Below are 15,961 nucleotides of genomic sequence, written 5' to 3'. Positions count from 1 at the left end.
TTTATTTTAGTGGTCGAATATCTGCCCATAATAATTGGCAATTTGCGGTTAACGGTCTTATTTCACCTTCTCGAATATCGGGCAACCACCATGCACCTTGCCCTTTTGATAAACGCTGACAAGTAGCGCCAGTTAAAGTCCATTCACCTTGCGTTATATAAATAAGTCCCGCGTGAGAGCTTGGTAATATAAGGGGTTGTGTTACTAATGTGGTTTCTGCTTTCCAGCATGTCCTGCGTACCATAATATTTAAACATTTTACACCCCCTTTAATCAGCTCTGACTTAACATGAATATCACCTGAAAAATCAAAAGGCTGATAAGGATCAGTGACAGAGTGACTCAGAAATCCAGCGCTATTTAAATTAAGTCCATTACCTTCTAATAGCACCATTTGCCGTTCAATATCAGGAAACTGTCCTAATGAGCCATTATCTTCGATAGATGTTAAACACGCTCGCCATGAAAAATCATTATTCACTGGCCAACACACAATTTCTTGGGTTGTGCCTTTTTGATTACGCCATGGAATAAACGGTAACTCTTGTTGATCAAAACAACGTAGCTTCATTGTGTCCTCCTGCAATATCTGGCTAGTCAGTCTGATAATGAGGTTAAGAATTAATCATTGGAGATTACCGTTCATAAATCAATATCTAACTTTAAAAAATGTGCGCTAACGTCCGCTATTTACGTCGTAATTTTCTACATCCTTCACCGATAATTTCCATTCCTTTTTCTGTCCTGCTATTCCATTGAAAAGAAGAATTTAAACGAAAGGCATGGTTAAATTGAGAACTGGTGGAAAACATGGAGCCAGGTGCAATACTGACCCCTCTTTCCAATGCAAAGTGATAAAGTTTATTTGCATCAAATGTTGATTCAAATTCTAGCCAGAGAAAATATCCTCCTGTTGGAATATTCACTTTTACATCTTCAGGTAAATGTGCCTGTATGGCTTGCAACATGCGATAACGCCTTTGTTCTAATAATAATCTTAATCGACGAAGATGCGTATCATAGCCTCCTTGTGATAGGTAATCCGCAATAGCTTGCTGTGTCGGCATACTCGCAGAAACTGTACTCATCATTTGTAACTGTTGTATTTTTGTTGCGTGTTTTCCTGCGGCAACCCAGCCTACGCGAAAGCCCGGCGCTAAACATTTAGAAAAAGAAGCGCAATGTAATACGCTATTCGTTTTATCAAAGCCTTTTACTGGCATTGGCGCCTTTTGGCTGTTATAGAGTTCTCCATAGACATCATCTTCAATTAACGTTATCTGTTTTTTCGCTAATATTTCCACCAGTCTTATTTTATTTTCATCAGGCATTGTTCCACCTAATGGATTTTGACAATGACTCATCAACCAACACGCTTTTATATCGTATTGATCCACTACTTTTTCGAGTTCTTCTAAACAAATTCCTGTTATAGGATCTGTTCTAATCGCAATGGCTTTTAAACGTAAACGCTCAATAGCTTGTAATGCGCCATAAAATGCAGGTGATTCAATCACCACCCAATCACCTGGTTCAGTTACTGCTTGTAAACTAAAGCTCAATGATTCCATTGCACCCGCAGTGATCACTATTTCATCTGGAGAGACGTGAATACCTTGCAATGCATAGCGTTGCGCAATGTTACGGCGTAACTTTTCATTTCCTGGTGGTAAATTAATTACTGAACTTTGAGGTGCTAAATGCCTTGCTGCCGATGCTAATGCACTACTGAGTTTAGGTTGGATAAATAGACTAGGATCGGGAAATGCTGAACCAAAAGGAATAATCTCAGGATCTTTACATGCTTGGAGTACATTAAAAATGGAGGTGCTAATCTCAACATTTTCACTCATGTGTAACCCTTTACTGGCTGTTACTTGGCCAAAGCGTGTATTACGATGTGCAACGTAATAACCTGATTGTGGTCGTGCGGTTATCCATCCTTGGCTTTCTAATAATTGATACGATTGTAAAACAGTCATTAAACTTAAACCTGATTGTTTTACCGTATCCCGCAATGAAGGTAAACGGTCGCCAGATTGCCAGATATTATCTTCAATCTGTTGGCGTATTTGCGCTGCAAGCTGTTCATATCGAGTCATATAAAACTGTTCACCTCAAAAACTGTTATAGTCATTTTTAAACTTATTGTCACTATTATAGCTTACTGTCATATGGTCTACTAATCCACACGATTTACCTGCAATTTACATTTACATATCAATAAAACGAGGTTTTTATGCTTGGGTTAAGTGCCTTCGATTTGGCGCGTATCCAATTTGCGTTCACAGTTTCTTTTCATATTATCTTCCCCGCAATTACTATCGGATTGGCTAGTTTTTTAGCCGTATTGGAAGGTTTATGGTTAAAAACCCGCAATAAGGATTATTTAGCGTTATTTCATTTCTGGTCAAAAATATTCGCTGTTAACTTTGCTATGGGTGTTGTCTCTGGTTTGGTTATGGCCTATCAATTTGGAACCAACTGGAGCTTTTTTTCTGACTTTGCCGGCTCAATTACAGGCCCTTTACTGACTTATGAAGTGCTTACCGCTTTCTTCCTAGAAGCGGGATTTTTGGGCGTAATGCTATTTGGTTGGAATAAAGTGGGTGAAAAACTTCACTTTTTCGCAACCTGTATGGTCGCATTAGGCACGCTGATGTCAACGTTTTGGATCTTGGCATCAAATAGCTGGATGCAAACACCACAAGGTTTCGAAATCATTAATAACCAAGTTGTACCCGTAGATTGGATTGCGGTTATTTTTAACCCCTCTTTCCCTTATCGTCTCGCTCATATGGGCGTTGCCGCATTCCTTGCTTCTGCTTTCTTTATTGCTGCTTCCGCGGCGTGGCATCTCCTTAAAGGCAATAAAACATCAGCAATGAAAAAGATGCTTTCAATGTCTTTGTGGATGATTTTAATTTTAGCACCAATTCAAGCTCTCATTGGTGATGTCCATGGTTTAAATACCTTAAAACATCAGCCAGCAAAAATTGCTGCCATTGAAGGTCATTGGGAAAATAAACCGGGTGAAGCAACACCGTTAATTCTCTTTGGTATGCCTGATATGGATGCTGAAGAAACCAAATATAAGATAGAAATCCCTTATCTTGGCAGCATGATCTTAACTCACAGCTTAGAAAAACAGGTTCCGGCATTAAAAGAGTTTCCGAAAGAAGATAGGCCTAATTCACTTATCGTTTTCTGGTCTTTCCGCATTATGGTTGGCCTCGGGATGTTAATGATCCTAGTGGGTGTTTGGGGAACTTGGCTACGATATAAAAATAAACTTTATGAATCTAAAACCTTCTTACGTTTAACGTTTTTAATGGCACCGTCAGGTCTTATCGCGATCCTTGCAGGTTGGTTTACAACAGAAGTCGGTCGCCAGCCTTGGGTTGTTTATGGCATACAGCGAACACGAGATGCTGTCTCCGCTCATGGTGAAATGCATATGAGTATAAGCCTGCTGATCTTCTTTGTTGTTTATGGCTCTGTGTTCGGTGTTGGATATGCCTATATGTTAAGACTGATCCGTAAAGGTACTTCGGAGGTTCATCATGGGAATTGATTTACCCGTTATTTGGTTCATCATCATCGTATTTAGTACATTAATGTATATTGTCATGGACGGCTTCGATCTCGGTATCGGTATGCTCTATCCATTTATTAAAAGCGACCAAGATCGTGACTTAATGATGAATACCGTAGCCCCTGTGTGGGATGGTAACGAAACATGGCTAGTCTTGGGGGGAGCTGCATTATTTGGTGCATTTCCACTTGCTTATGCTGTTATTCTTGATGCATTAGCAATGCCTTTAACTTTAATGCTTGTTGCCCTGATTTTCCGTGGTGTTGCCTTTGAATTTCGTTTTAAAGCAGATAACAATCACAAAGGTTTTTGGGATAAATCCTTTATTTTGGGATCAATGCTAGCAACCTTTATGCAAGGAGTTGTCGTTGGTAGCGTTGTTCAAGGCCTACCTGTTGTTAATCGCACATTTGCAGGTAGCTATTTTGATTGGTTGTCGCCTTTTGCACTCTTTTGTGGTTTTGGCTTAGTTATTGCCTACTCCTTATTAGGATGTGGTTGGCTAATCATGAAAACCGAAGGCCACTTACAGCAAAATTTATACAAAATTGCTAAACCACTGACACTGGTAATGCTTGCTGTGATCGCTGTTGTTAGTGCATGGACACCGATAGCACAACCAGCCATTGCTGAACGCTGGTTCACGTTACCTAATTTATTCTTCTTTTTACCCGTTCCACTTTTAGTGTTATACAGCTCATGGCTGATTTTGCGCTCGATAAAAAAACAAGGACATTATCTTCCTTTCTTTGGGGCATTGGCTTTAATTTTCTTAGGTTTTGCCGGATTAGGCATCAGTATTTGGCCTAACATTATTCCGCCTGCCGTTAGTTTTGTAGCCGCTTCGGCACCACCAGAAAGCCAAGGATTTATGTTAGTTGGCGCGCTCTTTATTATTCCAATTATTCTCGTTTATACATTCTGGAGTTATTACGTTTTCAGAGGAAAAACCAATTATGAAGAAGGCTATCACTGATCCACAAATACAAAGCAAACCCTCATTATTAAAAAAATGGGGCTGGCTAATTACAATTTGGTTTTGTAGTGTTTTAGCTTTATTTGCGGTTTCTTCTCTTTTTCGATTCTTAATGACGCTTGCGGGAATGAAAGTGAAGTAAAGGCAAAACACACACAGCAATATAAAAACAGTACCGCACGACGGTAAAAATAAACACAAAGGGCTGATATTGTTTTAGCCCTTTTTATTTCCCATAATTAACTAAAATTAAATCAAACACATTGATAAAATAACTATAAATACATCATTTTTGATCAGTAGTAAGGGATAAACTCTTTTTTATTATGTTATGACGATAAATAAAGATATAAACAATCCTATAAAAAGCTATCTTCACTAGAAATAAAATAGAGTACTTGTTGAATTCAATTTCTAAAGTAATTATGATACCCGCCACTTAGCACTCCACATCAGTATTAGTTTATAAAGACGCATATTGTATATCATTTAGATATTACCTATTTGATTAACTTAAAAATTAAGCTCATATCCCTATAAAATAGAGGGAATGGTCATAATGTCTTTTTAAAAATGTATTTTGATAATTTAGAATTATCTTAATTGCTAAGAAAGATCACCTAAACTAGGCTTACGTATTGTTGCTACTAAATTAAGGATGAAGTCATGAATTGGTATTTGGAAGTCATTAAAAATAATTACGCTAACTTTTCAGGCCGTGCTCGCAGAAAAGAATATTGGATGTTTACTCTGGTAAATACCATTATCATTACTGTTCTATACGCTATTTTAATGTCATCAATAGATATGAACACTGGTGAAATGAGTTCATTAGGTTCAATTGTAGGTATTATTATCGGTATTTATTCTTTAGCTATTATTGTACCTAGCCTTGCCGTCACTATTCGTCGTTTTCACGACCAAGATAAATCAGGTTGGATGTTCTTACTTGCATTTATTCCTGCTGTTGGTGGATTAATTGTTTTTGTCTTTATGTGCCTAGAAGGAACTAAAGGCGACAATAGATTTGGCCCAGATCCTAAAGCTTAATCTATTGCTGACATCATATAAAAATACAGTGAGTATAATATTTTAAAGTTTACTCACTGTATTTATTGATTTTTCCGCATTTATTTCAACTCTCTAAAACCATTCCTTTTTTCAAAAAAATAACACCAATCCTCTCCTACCACATTACATTTTAGTGTTTTTGTTTTCTTCTCATTTTTTCTAATTAATACTTATTGATTATTATATCAAGCTTATTACATTGATTTTTAAGTTTTTTTCTTGATTGTAATTTGAGCCTAATCACACAATGATAAGTAAAACATACACCTCACTTTACTAAATTAAAGTTAATGTTGATAATGACTATCATTATTAATTGAAAATGATAATATCTACATCGAAAAAACAATTAAATGAGTCAGGTAAAAAAACGTGAGTAACCCAAAAACACCTCAAGAAAAAAATATTTATAAACCAGCTCCTCCTCGCCTAGTTCAAGTAAAACGTATTACTGATGTCACACCAGGAATGCGCTGCATTACCTTTACTAGTGATGATTTAGATAACTATCCTGCTGATACTGCGGGCGCACATCTAAAAATATTTTTGCCACTAGAAGGCCAAGTTAAGCCAACAGTACCGGGTTTTTCTGAAAAAGGTCCCAAATGGCCTGAAGGCGAACCAAGATCGATTGTACGTACTTATAGTGTCCGTGCTATTCGCCCAGAGCAAAAAGAGTTAGACATTGAATTTGCCGTTCATAACGATGCTGGTCCAGCTATTCATTTTGCGCTAAATGCAAAGCAAGGCGACTATATTGGGATCACTAATCCAGGTGGCCCAGATCCCTTATTAGCTCCTGCATCACATTACTTTATGGCAGCCGATCCAAGTTCATTACCTGCTTTAATGGCTTTAATTGAAACAATGCAACCTAATGTTCAAGGAAAAGTCGTTATACGAGTAGAAAACGAAACACATCGCCAAGAAATTAAACATCCTAATGGATTAGAAATAATCTGGTTAATTGGCTCAGTTGAAGAGCAAACTGAAAACTTAATTAATGAATTTATGTCTTGGAAATTACCTGCTGAAGATGTGGCATTTTGGATTGCAGGTGAAGACAAAATTATTCGTGCATTAAGACGTCATATTCGTCGTGATAACGGTTACGATCGTAGCTTAATTTATGCTATTCCTTATTGGCGTTTTGGCTATGACGAAGAAGGTTATCACGCTGAACGTCACCATGTTATGGATAATGAAGATGTAAGCTAAGTAATAAATTAAAGATTAAACGTTGGCTGTACAGGCTGCATATTAGCCCCTCATTAATATGCAGCCTTTTTATTTAATCGTGATATGAAAACGCTATTTCTTCATCCTTTTCTCATCTTGCTGATAATTTCCATCATCATCAATATAAACAAGAGTCATAATTTGATGAGGATTTACCTGTCCTTGATATTGAACTTTTTGTTTTGAAAATGGCGCAACCATAATAGCATTAATGAGAGGTTGAGCTTCTTTATCATCAATATAGATCTTTGAAATAGTAAAAAAATAAGCACTAGGATTATTTATCTCTAAATATTGCGCGCTCTGTGTAATTTCAATCTGTTTAAAAATATCGCGGGTCGTTAATGTAAGTTGATTAGGTCGGTAGAAAATTTTTATTCGTGTCTGTAAAGCTAATTGGAGTGTATTTACATTTTCTTTCTTGTCTGGCTTTGGCGGAATATCTAATACATTTAAATAAAAAATAGATTCTCTATCTTGTGGTAAAGAATTATCAAGTTGCTGTAATTTTAATTGCAGCCCCCCATTTGCAGATATTTTCGCCATAGGAGGAATAACAAGAAAAGGTGCAGTTGTGGTTTCTGGCGTCGATGCAATATTTCCCTCATCTGTCCAACTCTGAATTAATGTTGATTGCTCACTTTGATTAACTATCTGTAATAATATCGTTGATTGGTCAGCAGGGAAAACTAAACGCGTTCGTTCTAACACTACGCTGGCATTTGTAAAAGGCGTTATCAATATAAATAACAGAATAAAAATTTTTTTCATCTTGACACCTTTTAATCGTAAGACATTACCAGTGTTGCCGAACTTGTTATTTTACCTTGAGTCACCGTATTCGCATTATAAGGGGAGTAGTAAGCGCCCATATTAATAGAAAATACAGGAGATAATGTACTCCCTTTAGTCACACTAAAAATACTCGTTGCACTCCCTTGTGTATTTATGGAATCAGATAAAACAAGCGGGCTATTTGTGTTATCTGCTTTTACTACACGAAATCCAACCCCTCCTGCCCCCTGTGCGGTAGTATTCGTTAATATGGTTTTATCCGTCGCTAATAAGTTTTGGCTTGATAAAAACATATTAATATTACGAGATGTTTTCGAATCACCTAATAAATTTTGGCAGGTAAAGTTTAATGTAAAGGGAGTATAACCGGCTTTATCAACTGTTTTTGCCTCTTTTACACTAATTAAAGGTAATGAGACAACAAGTCCTGCATTAGAAAAATCACATGTTGTCATTACTGGGTTATAGGTAATTTTCATTGGTTGTAAAAAAATATCATTTTGATCGACAGGCCATACCCACGTTAATAAAAACTGCACTAATTTAATCACAATATTCAGTAACCATTGAATAATCCCTACACTTGATGCATCAGAGGCTAAAATAACCGGGGTTACAAGGGCCGTATTTCCACTTACTTCAGTGTAATTACTCGATGGCTTAGAGGTGAGTAACGTAAATTTAAGGGTAAAATTAGTATCTAAATCAGATGCAGGATGCGTTCCCGCAGCAATATTTTCCACACTCTTTTTTTCTAATGACGTTAAAGTGATAGAAACAAACTGTTTTCCACCATTAAAACCAATTGTTCCGGTTCGATTATCAGCAAAGGGTGAAGCTATACCCACTGAATTAGGAAATAGCCCTCTTGCGGTACATTTAAATGTACCTGGAAATGTTGTTCTACTCGCCTTCGTAACCGTTGTTGAAGCGCTATTTAAATCTCCAGATATGTCGAAATTAATATCTGGTGCTGTGATCGTACTATCTGGCTTACAATTAGCAATCGCCTTTTGGCTTAATATTCCTATTAATAATAAAAATATAAAGGTTGATAATTTCATAGAACTTTCCTTTATCGACAGATATTACGATTTTTATCCATCGTATTAATTAAATGGCTAATTACACATTCTATTTTGCCGGTTTCATTTATTTTTATAGAGACAGAAGACGGTAACGTATCACTTTTTAAATAAAGTACACCGGATTGTCCTACATATCCTATTGCTTGTTTCTTATTATTAAAAACTTCTGTTCCAAAAGGTAAACTTTCACCATTATCTAAAGAAGCTCTAATAATAAAAGTTTGGCGTTGATCCGTTTCTAATGAAAGATAATTAACTGCACCTAAATAAGGAGTGACATGCGTGATATTTCCAACAACTTCAGCATTTGATGGAAGTTCAGTATTGGTTAATGTATAAATATTTGTACGATAAGGAATGCTATTTGCCACCAATACAACACCTTGATGATTAGTTAAGGTTGCTTTATGTCCATTCACCATCATATTATTTGCCATTGGTGCTTCAATAATGGTATAGGTTTTTCCAGTATCTCCTGAAAATGCAATATGATTAGGAATAGCAACAACGGTTCCTCTTGTCCCTAATCCACCTTGACGATAATCATTTGCCTCAGTATAAGAAGCGGAAAGTGTGCTATAAGGGTGGCGATAACTCACATTCGCACCGACTAAATTATTCCCACCCGTTTGATTTGAACCTGTTAAAGTATAATTGACTAAATCATCTTTACCTGCCGTTCCACTTAAACTTAATGTAGATTGCTGATAGCGTGAATCTGCCGCGTAAATAGAGGTATTTAGGTTTGCTCTTTTATCGAAAAATGAAACAGGGATACTGACATTTAAGTAATAACGTGTTTCTTCTTTATTATCGTAATTCCTTAATTTGGATACAGAAAGATTATAAGCAATATCATTATAGTTATTTGAATATCCTAATTGATACTCTCGATTACTGTTAGTTGTATTCCAATAATTTCGATGCGTGCCTGAAAGAAAAATAACACCTCTCTGACCACCTAAATATTGGTTAAGATTAATAGTAAACGTATTTTTTGCTCGAGATCCTCTTAATGCATCAAAGGTTGTTAAATCTAAATCAGAAATAGTATTATTATTTCCCTGCTGTTTAGCGAGCTCGTTTTGATAATCTTTCCAAGCTTGGTAATTGTCATGCGAGTAAATAGAATCAACAAAACTATAATAATCACGAGTTGAATAACGATAAGCCGCCAGTGTTAAATTTGTTAATGTGGCATCCATATATTTGCTATATGCCAGACGAAAGCTTTGCCCTGTCTTCTTACCGATTTGTAAATCTGCGCTTGCATGAGTTATATCCGCAGAGATTGCACCAAATTTAAAATTCCAACCACTCCCTATTAATGCTGAATAATAATCTTCGCTGACAATTCCTCCTGCATATACAGTTACTAAATTATTTAAGCCATAATGAAATTCACCTTGTGCAAATTTAGCTCGATAATCCGTATTGTTAATACGTGATTCGCCTAGCATCACATTATAGCGATATACCCCTTCTTTTAGCATATCGGGAACGGCTGAAAATGGCACCGTGAAAGACTCTCTTCTTCCATCGGCTTCTTGAACAACCACTAATAGATCACCGCCACCTGCTGTGGGTTGAATATCTCGAAAAGAAAACTCACCAGGAGGCACATTTTCTTGAAAAACTAAATTTTCATTTTGATAAACACTGACTAATGCGTTGGTTTGAGCAATACCCCGAATAATAGGTGCAAATCCTTGGCTTGAATTGGGTAGCATTCCCATTTCTGTCGCTAATGATGCCCCTCTAAATGAAATACTGGTAAAGAGTGCCGCAGGTGTATAAAAGTCACCAATCGTTAATCCGGCAGTTATCTGACTTAGCGCTTTATACACATAGCGGGTATTATTCTTCCACTGGCTTTTCCCGTGAGAATAGTAGGAATAGTTAGATTCATCTCTAAATTGCCATGCTCCTAAATTAATACCTGAATTAAGATTGGCAAAGAAATTTTCGTTATTACTTTTATTTCCTTTTTTCTCTTTGTAGTTATAGTAATTTAAATTATAGGATAAGATCAGCGCCGAGATACCTTGCTCCCAATAACTGGGATCAACATATCCCATTTCAGATTGTTTAATAGAAATCTGAGGTGCACTGATATCAAGTCTTAACCGATTAATATCTAATGTTGTAGTAACATTTTTTGCAAGCTCGTTAATTAAAATCGTTTTTTGTTCTGTTATTTTTTGTTTGGCTGATAAAGATAAATTTAAACCGAGCTTATTTACATCTTCTGTTTCAATGCTCATCCCTGTCTTAGCACCAAGAACATTTATTTCAAATTGCCCTTTCCATGCTTGATTAACATAGACATCAACAAGTTGTTTCCCTTCAGGCACTTTATCATCTATATAAAATCGTGAAATATCCCCGTTTTTTGATTTTCCTACTAATAAAGATGTATCAAATCCCTCTGCATACAGATCTTGAGCATAATGTTGCATTCCTAAAAAAATAAGGATTGAGAGGTATTTTGGATTATTCACGATGCTGTCTCTGTTAGAGTTTAATATTCTGTGATTTATAAACACCAAAATCATCAACATAAATAACAACAACCGAATGACTGGTTAATTTATTGATTAGCGGTAACTCACGAGAAGATAAAGGCGAGATCATTTCAGAATCAACAAGCGTAATACGAGGAGTTTCTTCTGTAGAAATAGAGGCTATAGTGAAATGATACTGTGAGTTATTTTTAACAATGACTTTATTGCCATTCAATTGATATGTTATTTTTTCATTAATACGTGCTGGATCATCCATTAATCCTTTCGGTCGATAAAAAACTTTAATTCTTGTTTTCATCGCTAATTGTAAATAACTTTTTCCTTTTAAGGCTTCCGCATTTTCAGGGATATCAAGAATATTTAAAAAATAAACTTGTTCAATATTATCTTTTAATCCTTCATTGGAATTCTTTATTCTTAATGTTTGCCCCTGTCTACCCGCTATTTTTACAATGGGTGGGTATAAATAAAAAGGAGAATTTGCATCTTCCGGCGTTGAATCGACATCACCGTCATCTATCCAACTTTGTATAAGTGAAGCTAAATCACCATTATTTGTTAATTGAAGATTAACACTATCTACACCTTCATAATAAATAACGCGTGTACCGTTAATAATAACATTAGCAAATACGCTCATTGGTAATATCAAAGCAATAAAAAAGATAATTAATTTTTTCATTATAAACACCCTAAAAAACCAGACTCAAATTGAGTCTGGTTCCTTTAGATTATAAATAAGAGACAGTATAAATAACGTTAGAGTGCACAGGCCCTGTTTTAGCCGCTGTTGCATTGGTTTTATAATAACTCGCAATTAAACGTAGTGTATCTGAATCAGGCGCTGTTTTATCGCCTTTAATGCCCGTATCAAATGTTGCATTTAACGGTATAGCAACCGTTGGTGCAGCAGTTGTCGATAAGCTAAAGCCGACATTTTTCGCAACTGTTGGATCATTTTCATTAGCGGTATCATTCACTAAATATAACCCACTTGTTGAAATACTATTTGCAGATGAAAAATGTATTTTTAAATTACTGCCAGTGGGTGTTGATGCTGGTGCACAATCAGAGAATGTTAAAGCAAACTCTTTTTGATTTTTGGTGATCACGGCATTAGCCGTTGTTCCTGCATCAGATACAGTAATAGGATCTAATAAAATAGAGAAATCGGCGCTATTTCCCCCATTAATGGTACAAGTGGTATCACTAATAGCACCAGAGAAAGAAATAATTCCACCGGCGCTGTTAGTTGCGGCAAATGCTGACGTCGACAATATAGCCACTGATAATAATGACAGTGGGAGTTTATGTTTAAGCATATATAACCCCAAGAATAGACAAATATTTAATTAGCAAAAATAAGCTTCTATTATTGCCATCATTAACTAAAGGATGAAAAATAAAACCCTAGTCATTTTTGATATTAGCTACATTTAAAAACCTCAACAAATAAAAATAAACATTTTTTAAAATTCGTGACTTAAGTCAAATTTAATTAACCACACATCATAGTTAATATATAAATGTATTGATATTTAAATTTATTATTTAATTTAAATACAATTAACTAAAAAACAATAACAATTAATGTATTAATAAGCACTCTAATAAAGAATAGTTTTTCGTAAAATACAAAAATAAGGAATAATTTATTTTAATAAACTATTCCTCATTAAGGTATAGAAAATATTTTTTCATTTAGAATGAGAGAAGGTATAAATTTTATGGTGGAAAAAATCGCCAATAAAAGAGTGTTTTATAAAATTAATAAAATATCAACACCATACTATTTGACATATTTAACTATTGATAGGCTACATATTAATTATCTCAACAATATGTAGCCTTTGATTATTTTATGCAGAAACTCTGAAGTTTATTCAATTAGTATATGCTGCTAATACATGTTGACATAAAGTTGAACGCACACAGTCTTCTTGTGTAAATTTAATCACGCCAATTTGATTATTTGCCTCAAATCGAATAAGGGCATCCGCTAATCCTGAATTTATATGTGAAGGTAAATCACATTGGGTTATATCACCATTAACAACCACGGTAACATTCTCGCCCATACGTGTTAGAAATAACTTCATTTGATTCACGGTAACATTTTGTGCTTCATCTAAAATAACAAAAGCATTTTCAAATGTACGACCACGCATATAAGCAAAAGGAGCAATTTCAACTTTACCAATTTCGGGTCGTAAGCAATATTGTAAAAACGAAGCACCTAAGCGTTTCACTAATACATCATAAACAGGACGAAAATAAGGAGCGAACTTCTCAGCAATATCACCCGGTAAAAAACCTAAATCTTCATCAGCTTGTAAAACAGGACGCGTCACAATAATACGCTCTATATCTTTATTAATTAGTGCGTCGGCTGCCATTGCGGTACTAAGAAACGTTTTACCACACCCCGCTTCTCCTGTAGCAAAAATAAGATTTTGATGTTTAATGGCATTCATATATTGGCGCTGTATTTCATTACGCGGAGAAAGTACACGTTCATCACGCTTCTCTCTCGCCATACCAATAGTATCAATATCCCCAAATCCCGGTAAAATCATCACATTATCTCTATGTACTCCACTACGTTGTTCTTTACGTGAAGTGCGTTTATTTTCTCGGCGTGATCGTGTTGCTGCTTTTTGTCTACTCATAGTGGTATTTACCCTTGTTAGTCTTCAAAAAGTCATCGACATCTCTATTTGTCTTCCATTCGCTTACCGATGAGTCCCCTTCAGACTCTGTTTAGTCACAGAAAACAAAAAAACCGGTCACAATCCTGAACATTAAACATCAATGAACGGTTGTTGCCGGTTTTCTGTGAGTAACGAGATATTTCCATTGCTTCTATCATTCATATTCCCCATCATGGAGTTAGAGTGAAATTAACGAAGCTTTATGACAGTATAATGACAAAAGAAAAATATTTTCAATACTAAGCTTATCTATAACGAGATGAACTTAACATAAAAATAACAATAAGTGTTATTTTAGGGAGAGTAAATGAATTTCTTGCGATTACCTTTTATTTATTGGTTACTACTTAACCTAATTCCATTTATTAGTTTTGAACTTCACTCAGGCTCTCTAAAAATGGGTTTCTTTTTTTATTTAGGTTTACTCACTATTACGACTTCTGGGATCTGGCTTTTTTATTGCCTCTCATTTTTTATTAAACAAAAAACATCTCCTAATCCCAATCACACACCTCGACAATTAGTAACAAGTGGCCCTTATAAAATTAGCCGTAATCCTATGTATCTCGGTTTTTTGGACATCAGTATTGGACTATTTTTTATTTTTGGTAATTGGGGATTTTTAGGTGCAGCGATTGCGTTCTACTTTATTACTGATCGCTATACGATAGTACGTGAAGAGAAGATCTTAAATGAGTTATTTCCACAAGCGTGGCAACAATATTGCCGCCACGTTCGTCGTTGGATGTAATCTAAATAATCACCTTTAAGGCTGTTTGCAATTATTTGCTAAACGATAACCAGCCTTAATCGCCTCATTTTCTGTTTTAAAGAAGACAGCATTTTTATCTGACATGGTTTTATAACCAGAGCAATGGGCAAAATGATAAATTTTACTATTTATATTACCCTTAATACTTTCAGATTGTGATGTACTTACTTGTTTCGGTGTCTCAGTTTTAACTTTAGTGACTGGTGCATTATTTGTTGCAGATAATCCAGCACCACTATTTTTATGCCCTAATTGCCATTTCACTTCTCCCGTCACAAAAGGATTATGATATCCAACGACACGAGCAATACGATTATCACGCTCTTTTTCCCATGCCGTTGGCGGATAAGACTTATCCCAAGCCATTAATAATTGTTGTTGCTGACGTGACATTGAGAGGTTATAGCGATCATGTAAATAGAAATAGACCCTTGCTACTTGACCTTTTACTTCATTACGAGGCTCAAAAGTACGTGAGGCAAAATCAACACGGCTACGGCATTGACCATATTGGTAAGGTGCTTGAGTAGGTAATTGCCCAAAGCTGAAATTACTACGATCACCATTAACTTCACCAATAGACGGTGCTAAATTGTGTAAATCGGCTTCGATCTTGCCAAACACAGGATCGTTTTTCACACAATTAGCTCGACCACCATTTTGCCAACATTGACGCTGATGCCCAAACACCCATGCAGGAACAATATGTTCCCACTCAATACGTGCAGCTCTTGTTTGTTGTGTTCTTACTTGATAGCCACAACTGGCTAAATCGACACGACCACCAGATTTCCCTACCCATTCCCAATCGCAGCCACAATAAATCGTTCCTTGTGATTTTTGATTTTGATCATAATAGATACGTTCTTTTGCTATCTCTTTTGCTTTTGTAAAATTTTCTGGGGCTTGTGCTTGAACATTTAATGTAAAAATAAATAAACCCAATACAATCGCGGTATAGTGTAATATTTTTCTCAAAGTGATATCTGCCTTACGCTTTATTTTATTAAACCCAATAAGAATTATCTTTAATAACCAACTGATAATCTTATTTTTATTTTTCTTTATATTACCTTTTTTAAATTTATTTTGGGCAATCTTTCTTGCTATTTTTTATGTGAAAAATAAAACAATAAGTGTGAATAGTAATAGAAAAAGCCGTTATTCTCGACATTAACGCAAAAGGGAT

Annotated in this window: 15 protein-coding genes; 6 read left to right on the top strand and 9 right to left on the bottom strand. The window is 35.5% G+C overall.

Annotated features, from left to right (window positions below; genetic code table 11):
* Nucleotide 1 precedes the first annotated feature (1 nt).
* Nucleotides 2-571 (bottom strand): HutD/Ves family protein, encoded by a 570-nt coding sequence (locus ABN217_RS02110; protein WP_115349847.1) that lies wholly within the window; start codon nt 569-571, stop codon nt 2-4.
* A 115-nt stretch (nt 572-686) separates the two neighbouring features.
* Entirely contained in the window at nt 687-2,102 is a 1,416-nt protein-coding gene (locus tag ABN217_RS02105; protein WP_115349848.1) for an aminotransferase-like domain-containing protein, read from the bottom strand.
* Between the two features lie 137 nt (nt 2,103-2,239).
* Here ABN217_RS02105 and ABN217_RS02100 point away from each other — a divergent pair, with 137 nt between their 5' ends.
* The 5 genes from ABN217_RS02100 (at nt 2,240) to ABN217_RS02080 (ending at nt 6,860) form a co-directional block, all read left to right on the top strand.
* Complete coding sequence (locus tag ABN217_RS02100; RefSeq protein WP_115349849.1) at nt 2,240-3,574, top strand: cytochrome ubiquinol oxidase subunit I; 1,335 nt, start codon at nt 2,240-2,242, stop codon at nt 3,572-3,574.
* Nucleotides 3,564-4,571, top strand: coding sequence for a cytochrome d ubiquinol oxidase subunit II (gene cydB / locus ABN217_RS02095; RefSeq protein ID WP_197269126.1), 1,008 nt, complete (start codon nt 3,564-3,566; stop codon nt 4,569-4,571). The genes ABN217_RS02100 and cydB overlap by 11 nt, the downstream gene beginning before the upstream one ends.
* A complete protein-coding gene (locus ABN217_RS02090) occupies nt 4,552-4,713 on the top strand; it encodes a DUF2474 domain-containing protein (RefSeq protein ID WP_072068259.1) in 162 nt (53 codons plus the stop codon). The genes cydB and ABN217_RS02090 overlap by 20 nt, the downstream gene beginning before the upstream one ends.
* Nucleotides 4,714-5,237: 524 nt before the next feature.
* Complete coding sequence (locus ABN217_RS02085; protein WP_072068260.1) at nt 5,238-5,621, top strand: DUF805 domain-containing protein; 384 nt, start codon at nt 5,238-5,240, stop codon at nt 5,619-5,621.
* Nucleotides 5,622-6,014: 393 nt separating this feature from the next.
* Nucleotides 6,015-6,860, top strand: coding sequence for a siderophore-interacting protein (locus tag ABN217_RS02080; protein WP_196554143.1), 846 nt, complete (start codon nt 6,015-6,017; stop codon nt 6,858-6,860).
* Nucleotides 6,861-6,953: 93 nt separating this feature from the next.
* Here ABN217_RS02080 and ABN217_RS02075 read toward each other — a convergent pair whose 3' ends face one another.
* The 6 genes from ABN217_RS02075 to phoH all read right to left on the bottom strand — a co-directional run bounded on the left by ABN217_RS02075 (nt 6,954) and on the right by phoH (nt 13,958).
* On the bottom strand, nt 6,954-7,652 hold the full coding sequence (locus ABN217_RS02075; protein WP_196554142.1) for a fimbrial biogenesis chaperone: 699 nt from the start codon (nt 7,650-7,652) through the stop codon (nt 6,954-6,956).
* An 11-nt stretch (nt 7,653-7,663) separates the two neighbouring features.
* The gene (locus tag ABN217_RS02070; RefSeq protein ID WP_196554141.1) at nt 7,664-8,740 is read right to left on the bottom strand and encodes a fimbrial protein; all 1,077 of its coding nucleotides are present in this window, start codon (nt 8,738-8,740) and stop codon (nt 7,664-7,666) included.
* An 11-nt stretch (nt 8,741-8,751) separates the two neighbouring features.
* Nucleotides 8,752-11,265: a fimbria/pilus outer membrane usher protein gene (locus ABN217_RS02065; protein WP_349459012.1), complete on the bottom strand. Its 2,514-nt coding sequence runs from the start codon at nt 11,263-11,265 to the stop codon at nt 8,752-8,754.
* 13 nt (nt 11,266-11,278) lie between these two features.
* Nucleotides 11,279-11,971 (bottom strand): fimbrial biogenesis chaperone, encoded by a 693-nt coding sequence (locus ABN217_RS02060; protein ID WP_349459011.1) that lies wholly within the window; start codon nt 11,969-11,971, stop codon nt 11,279-11,281.
* Between the two features lie 49 nt (nt 11,972-12,020).
* Nucleotides 12,021-12,611: a fimbrial protein gene (locus ABN217_RS02055; RefSeq protein ID WP_072068265.1), complete on the bottom strand. Its 591-nt coding sequence runs from the start codon at nt 12,609-12,611 to the stop codon at nt 12,021-12,023.
* A 561-nt stretch (nt 12,612-13,172) separates the two neighbouring features.
* Complete coding sequence (gene phoH, locus ABN217_RS02050) at nt 13,173-13,958, bottom strand: phosphate starvation-inducible protein PhoH (protein ID WP_072068266.1); 786 nt, start codon at nt 13,956-13,958, stop codon at nt 13,173-13,175.
* A gap of 349 nt (nt 13,959-14,307) precedes the next feature.
* Here phoH and ABN217_RS02045 point away from each other — a divergent pair, with 349 nt between their 5' ends.
* Nucleotides 14,308-14,751: a methyltransferase family protein gene (locus tag ABN217_RS02045; protein WP_115349854.1), complete on the top strand. Its 444-nt coding sequence runs from the start codon at nt 14,308-14,310 to the stop codon at nt 14,749-14,751.
* Nucleotides 14,752-14,766: 15 nt separating this feature from the next.
* On the opposite strand, the gene ABN217_RS02040 is transcribed toward ABN217_RS02045, so the two are convergent.
* Nucleotides 14,767-15,750 carry an endonuclease gene (locus ABN217_RS02040; RefSeq protein WP_115349855.1) on the bottom strand — a complete coding sequence of 328 codons (984 nt, stop codon included), beginning with the start codon at nt 15,748-15,750 and terminating at the stop codon, nt 14,767-14,769.
* Nucleotides 15,751-15,961 lie beyond the last annotated feature (211 nt).

The sequence above is a fragment of the Proteus sp. fly-1067 genome (assembly GCF_040139345.1).
Classification (GTDB): Bacteria; Pseudomonadota; Gammaproteobacteria; order Enterobacterales; family Enterobacteriaceae; genus Proteus; species Proteus vulgaris_B.
This window is presented reverse-complemented; position numbering and strand designations above follow the sequence as displayed.

Excerpts from the sequence above, each read along its gene's own strand:
- ABN217_RS02110 (WP_115349847.1), bottom strand. The coding sequence starts at position 571 with ATGAAGCTACGTTGTTTTGATCAACAAGAGTTACCGTTTATTCCATGG.
- ABN217_RS02105 (WP_115349848.1), bottom strand. The coding sequence starts at position 2,102 with ATGACTCGATATGAACAGCTTGCAGCGCAAATACGCCAACAGATTGAA.
- ABN217_RS02100 (WP_115349849.1), top strand. The coding sequence starts at position 2,240 with ATGCTTGGGTTAAGTGCCTTCGATTTGGCGCGTATCCAATTTGCGTTC.
- cydB (WP_197269126.1), top strand. The coding sequence starts at position 3,564 with ATGGGAATTGATTTACCCGTTATTTGGTTCATCATCATCGTATTTAGT.
- ABN217_RS02090 (WP_072068259.1), top strand. The coding sequence starts at position 4,552 with ATGAAGAAGGCTATCACTGATCCACAAATACAAAGCAAACCCTCATTA.
- ABN217_RS02085 (WP_072068260.1), top strand. The coding sequence starts at position 5,238 with ATGAATTGGTATTTGGAAGTCATTAAAAATAATTACGCTAACTTTTCA.
- ABN217_RS02075 (WP_196554142.1), bottom strand. The coding sequence starts at position 7,652 with ATGAAAAAAATTTTTATTCTGTTATTTATATTGATAACGCCTTTTACA.
- ABN217_RS02070 (WP_196554141.1), bottom strand. The coding sequence starts at position 8,740 with ATGAAATTATCAACCTTTATATTTTTATTATTAATAGGAATATTAAGC.
- ABN217_RS02060 (WP_349459011.1), bottom strand. The coding sequence starts at position 11,971 with ATGAAAAAATTAATTATCTTTTTTATTGCTTTGATATTACCAATGAGC.
- ABN217_RS02055 (WP_072068265.1), bottom strand. The coding sequence starts at position 12,611 with ATGCTTAAACATAAACTCCCACTGTCATTATTATCAGTGGCTATATTG.
- phoH (WP_072068266.1), bottom strand. The coding sequence starts at position 13,958 with ATGAGTAGACAAAAAGCAGCAACACGATCACGCCGAGAAAATAAACGC.
- ABN217_RS02045 (WP_115349854.1), top strand. The coding sequence starts at position 14,308 with ATGAATTTCTTGCGATTACCTTTTATTTATTGGTTACTACTTAACCTA.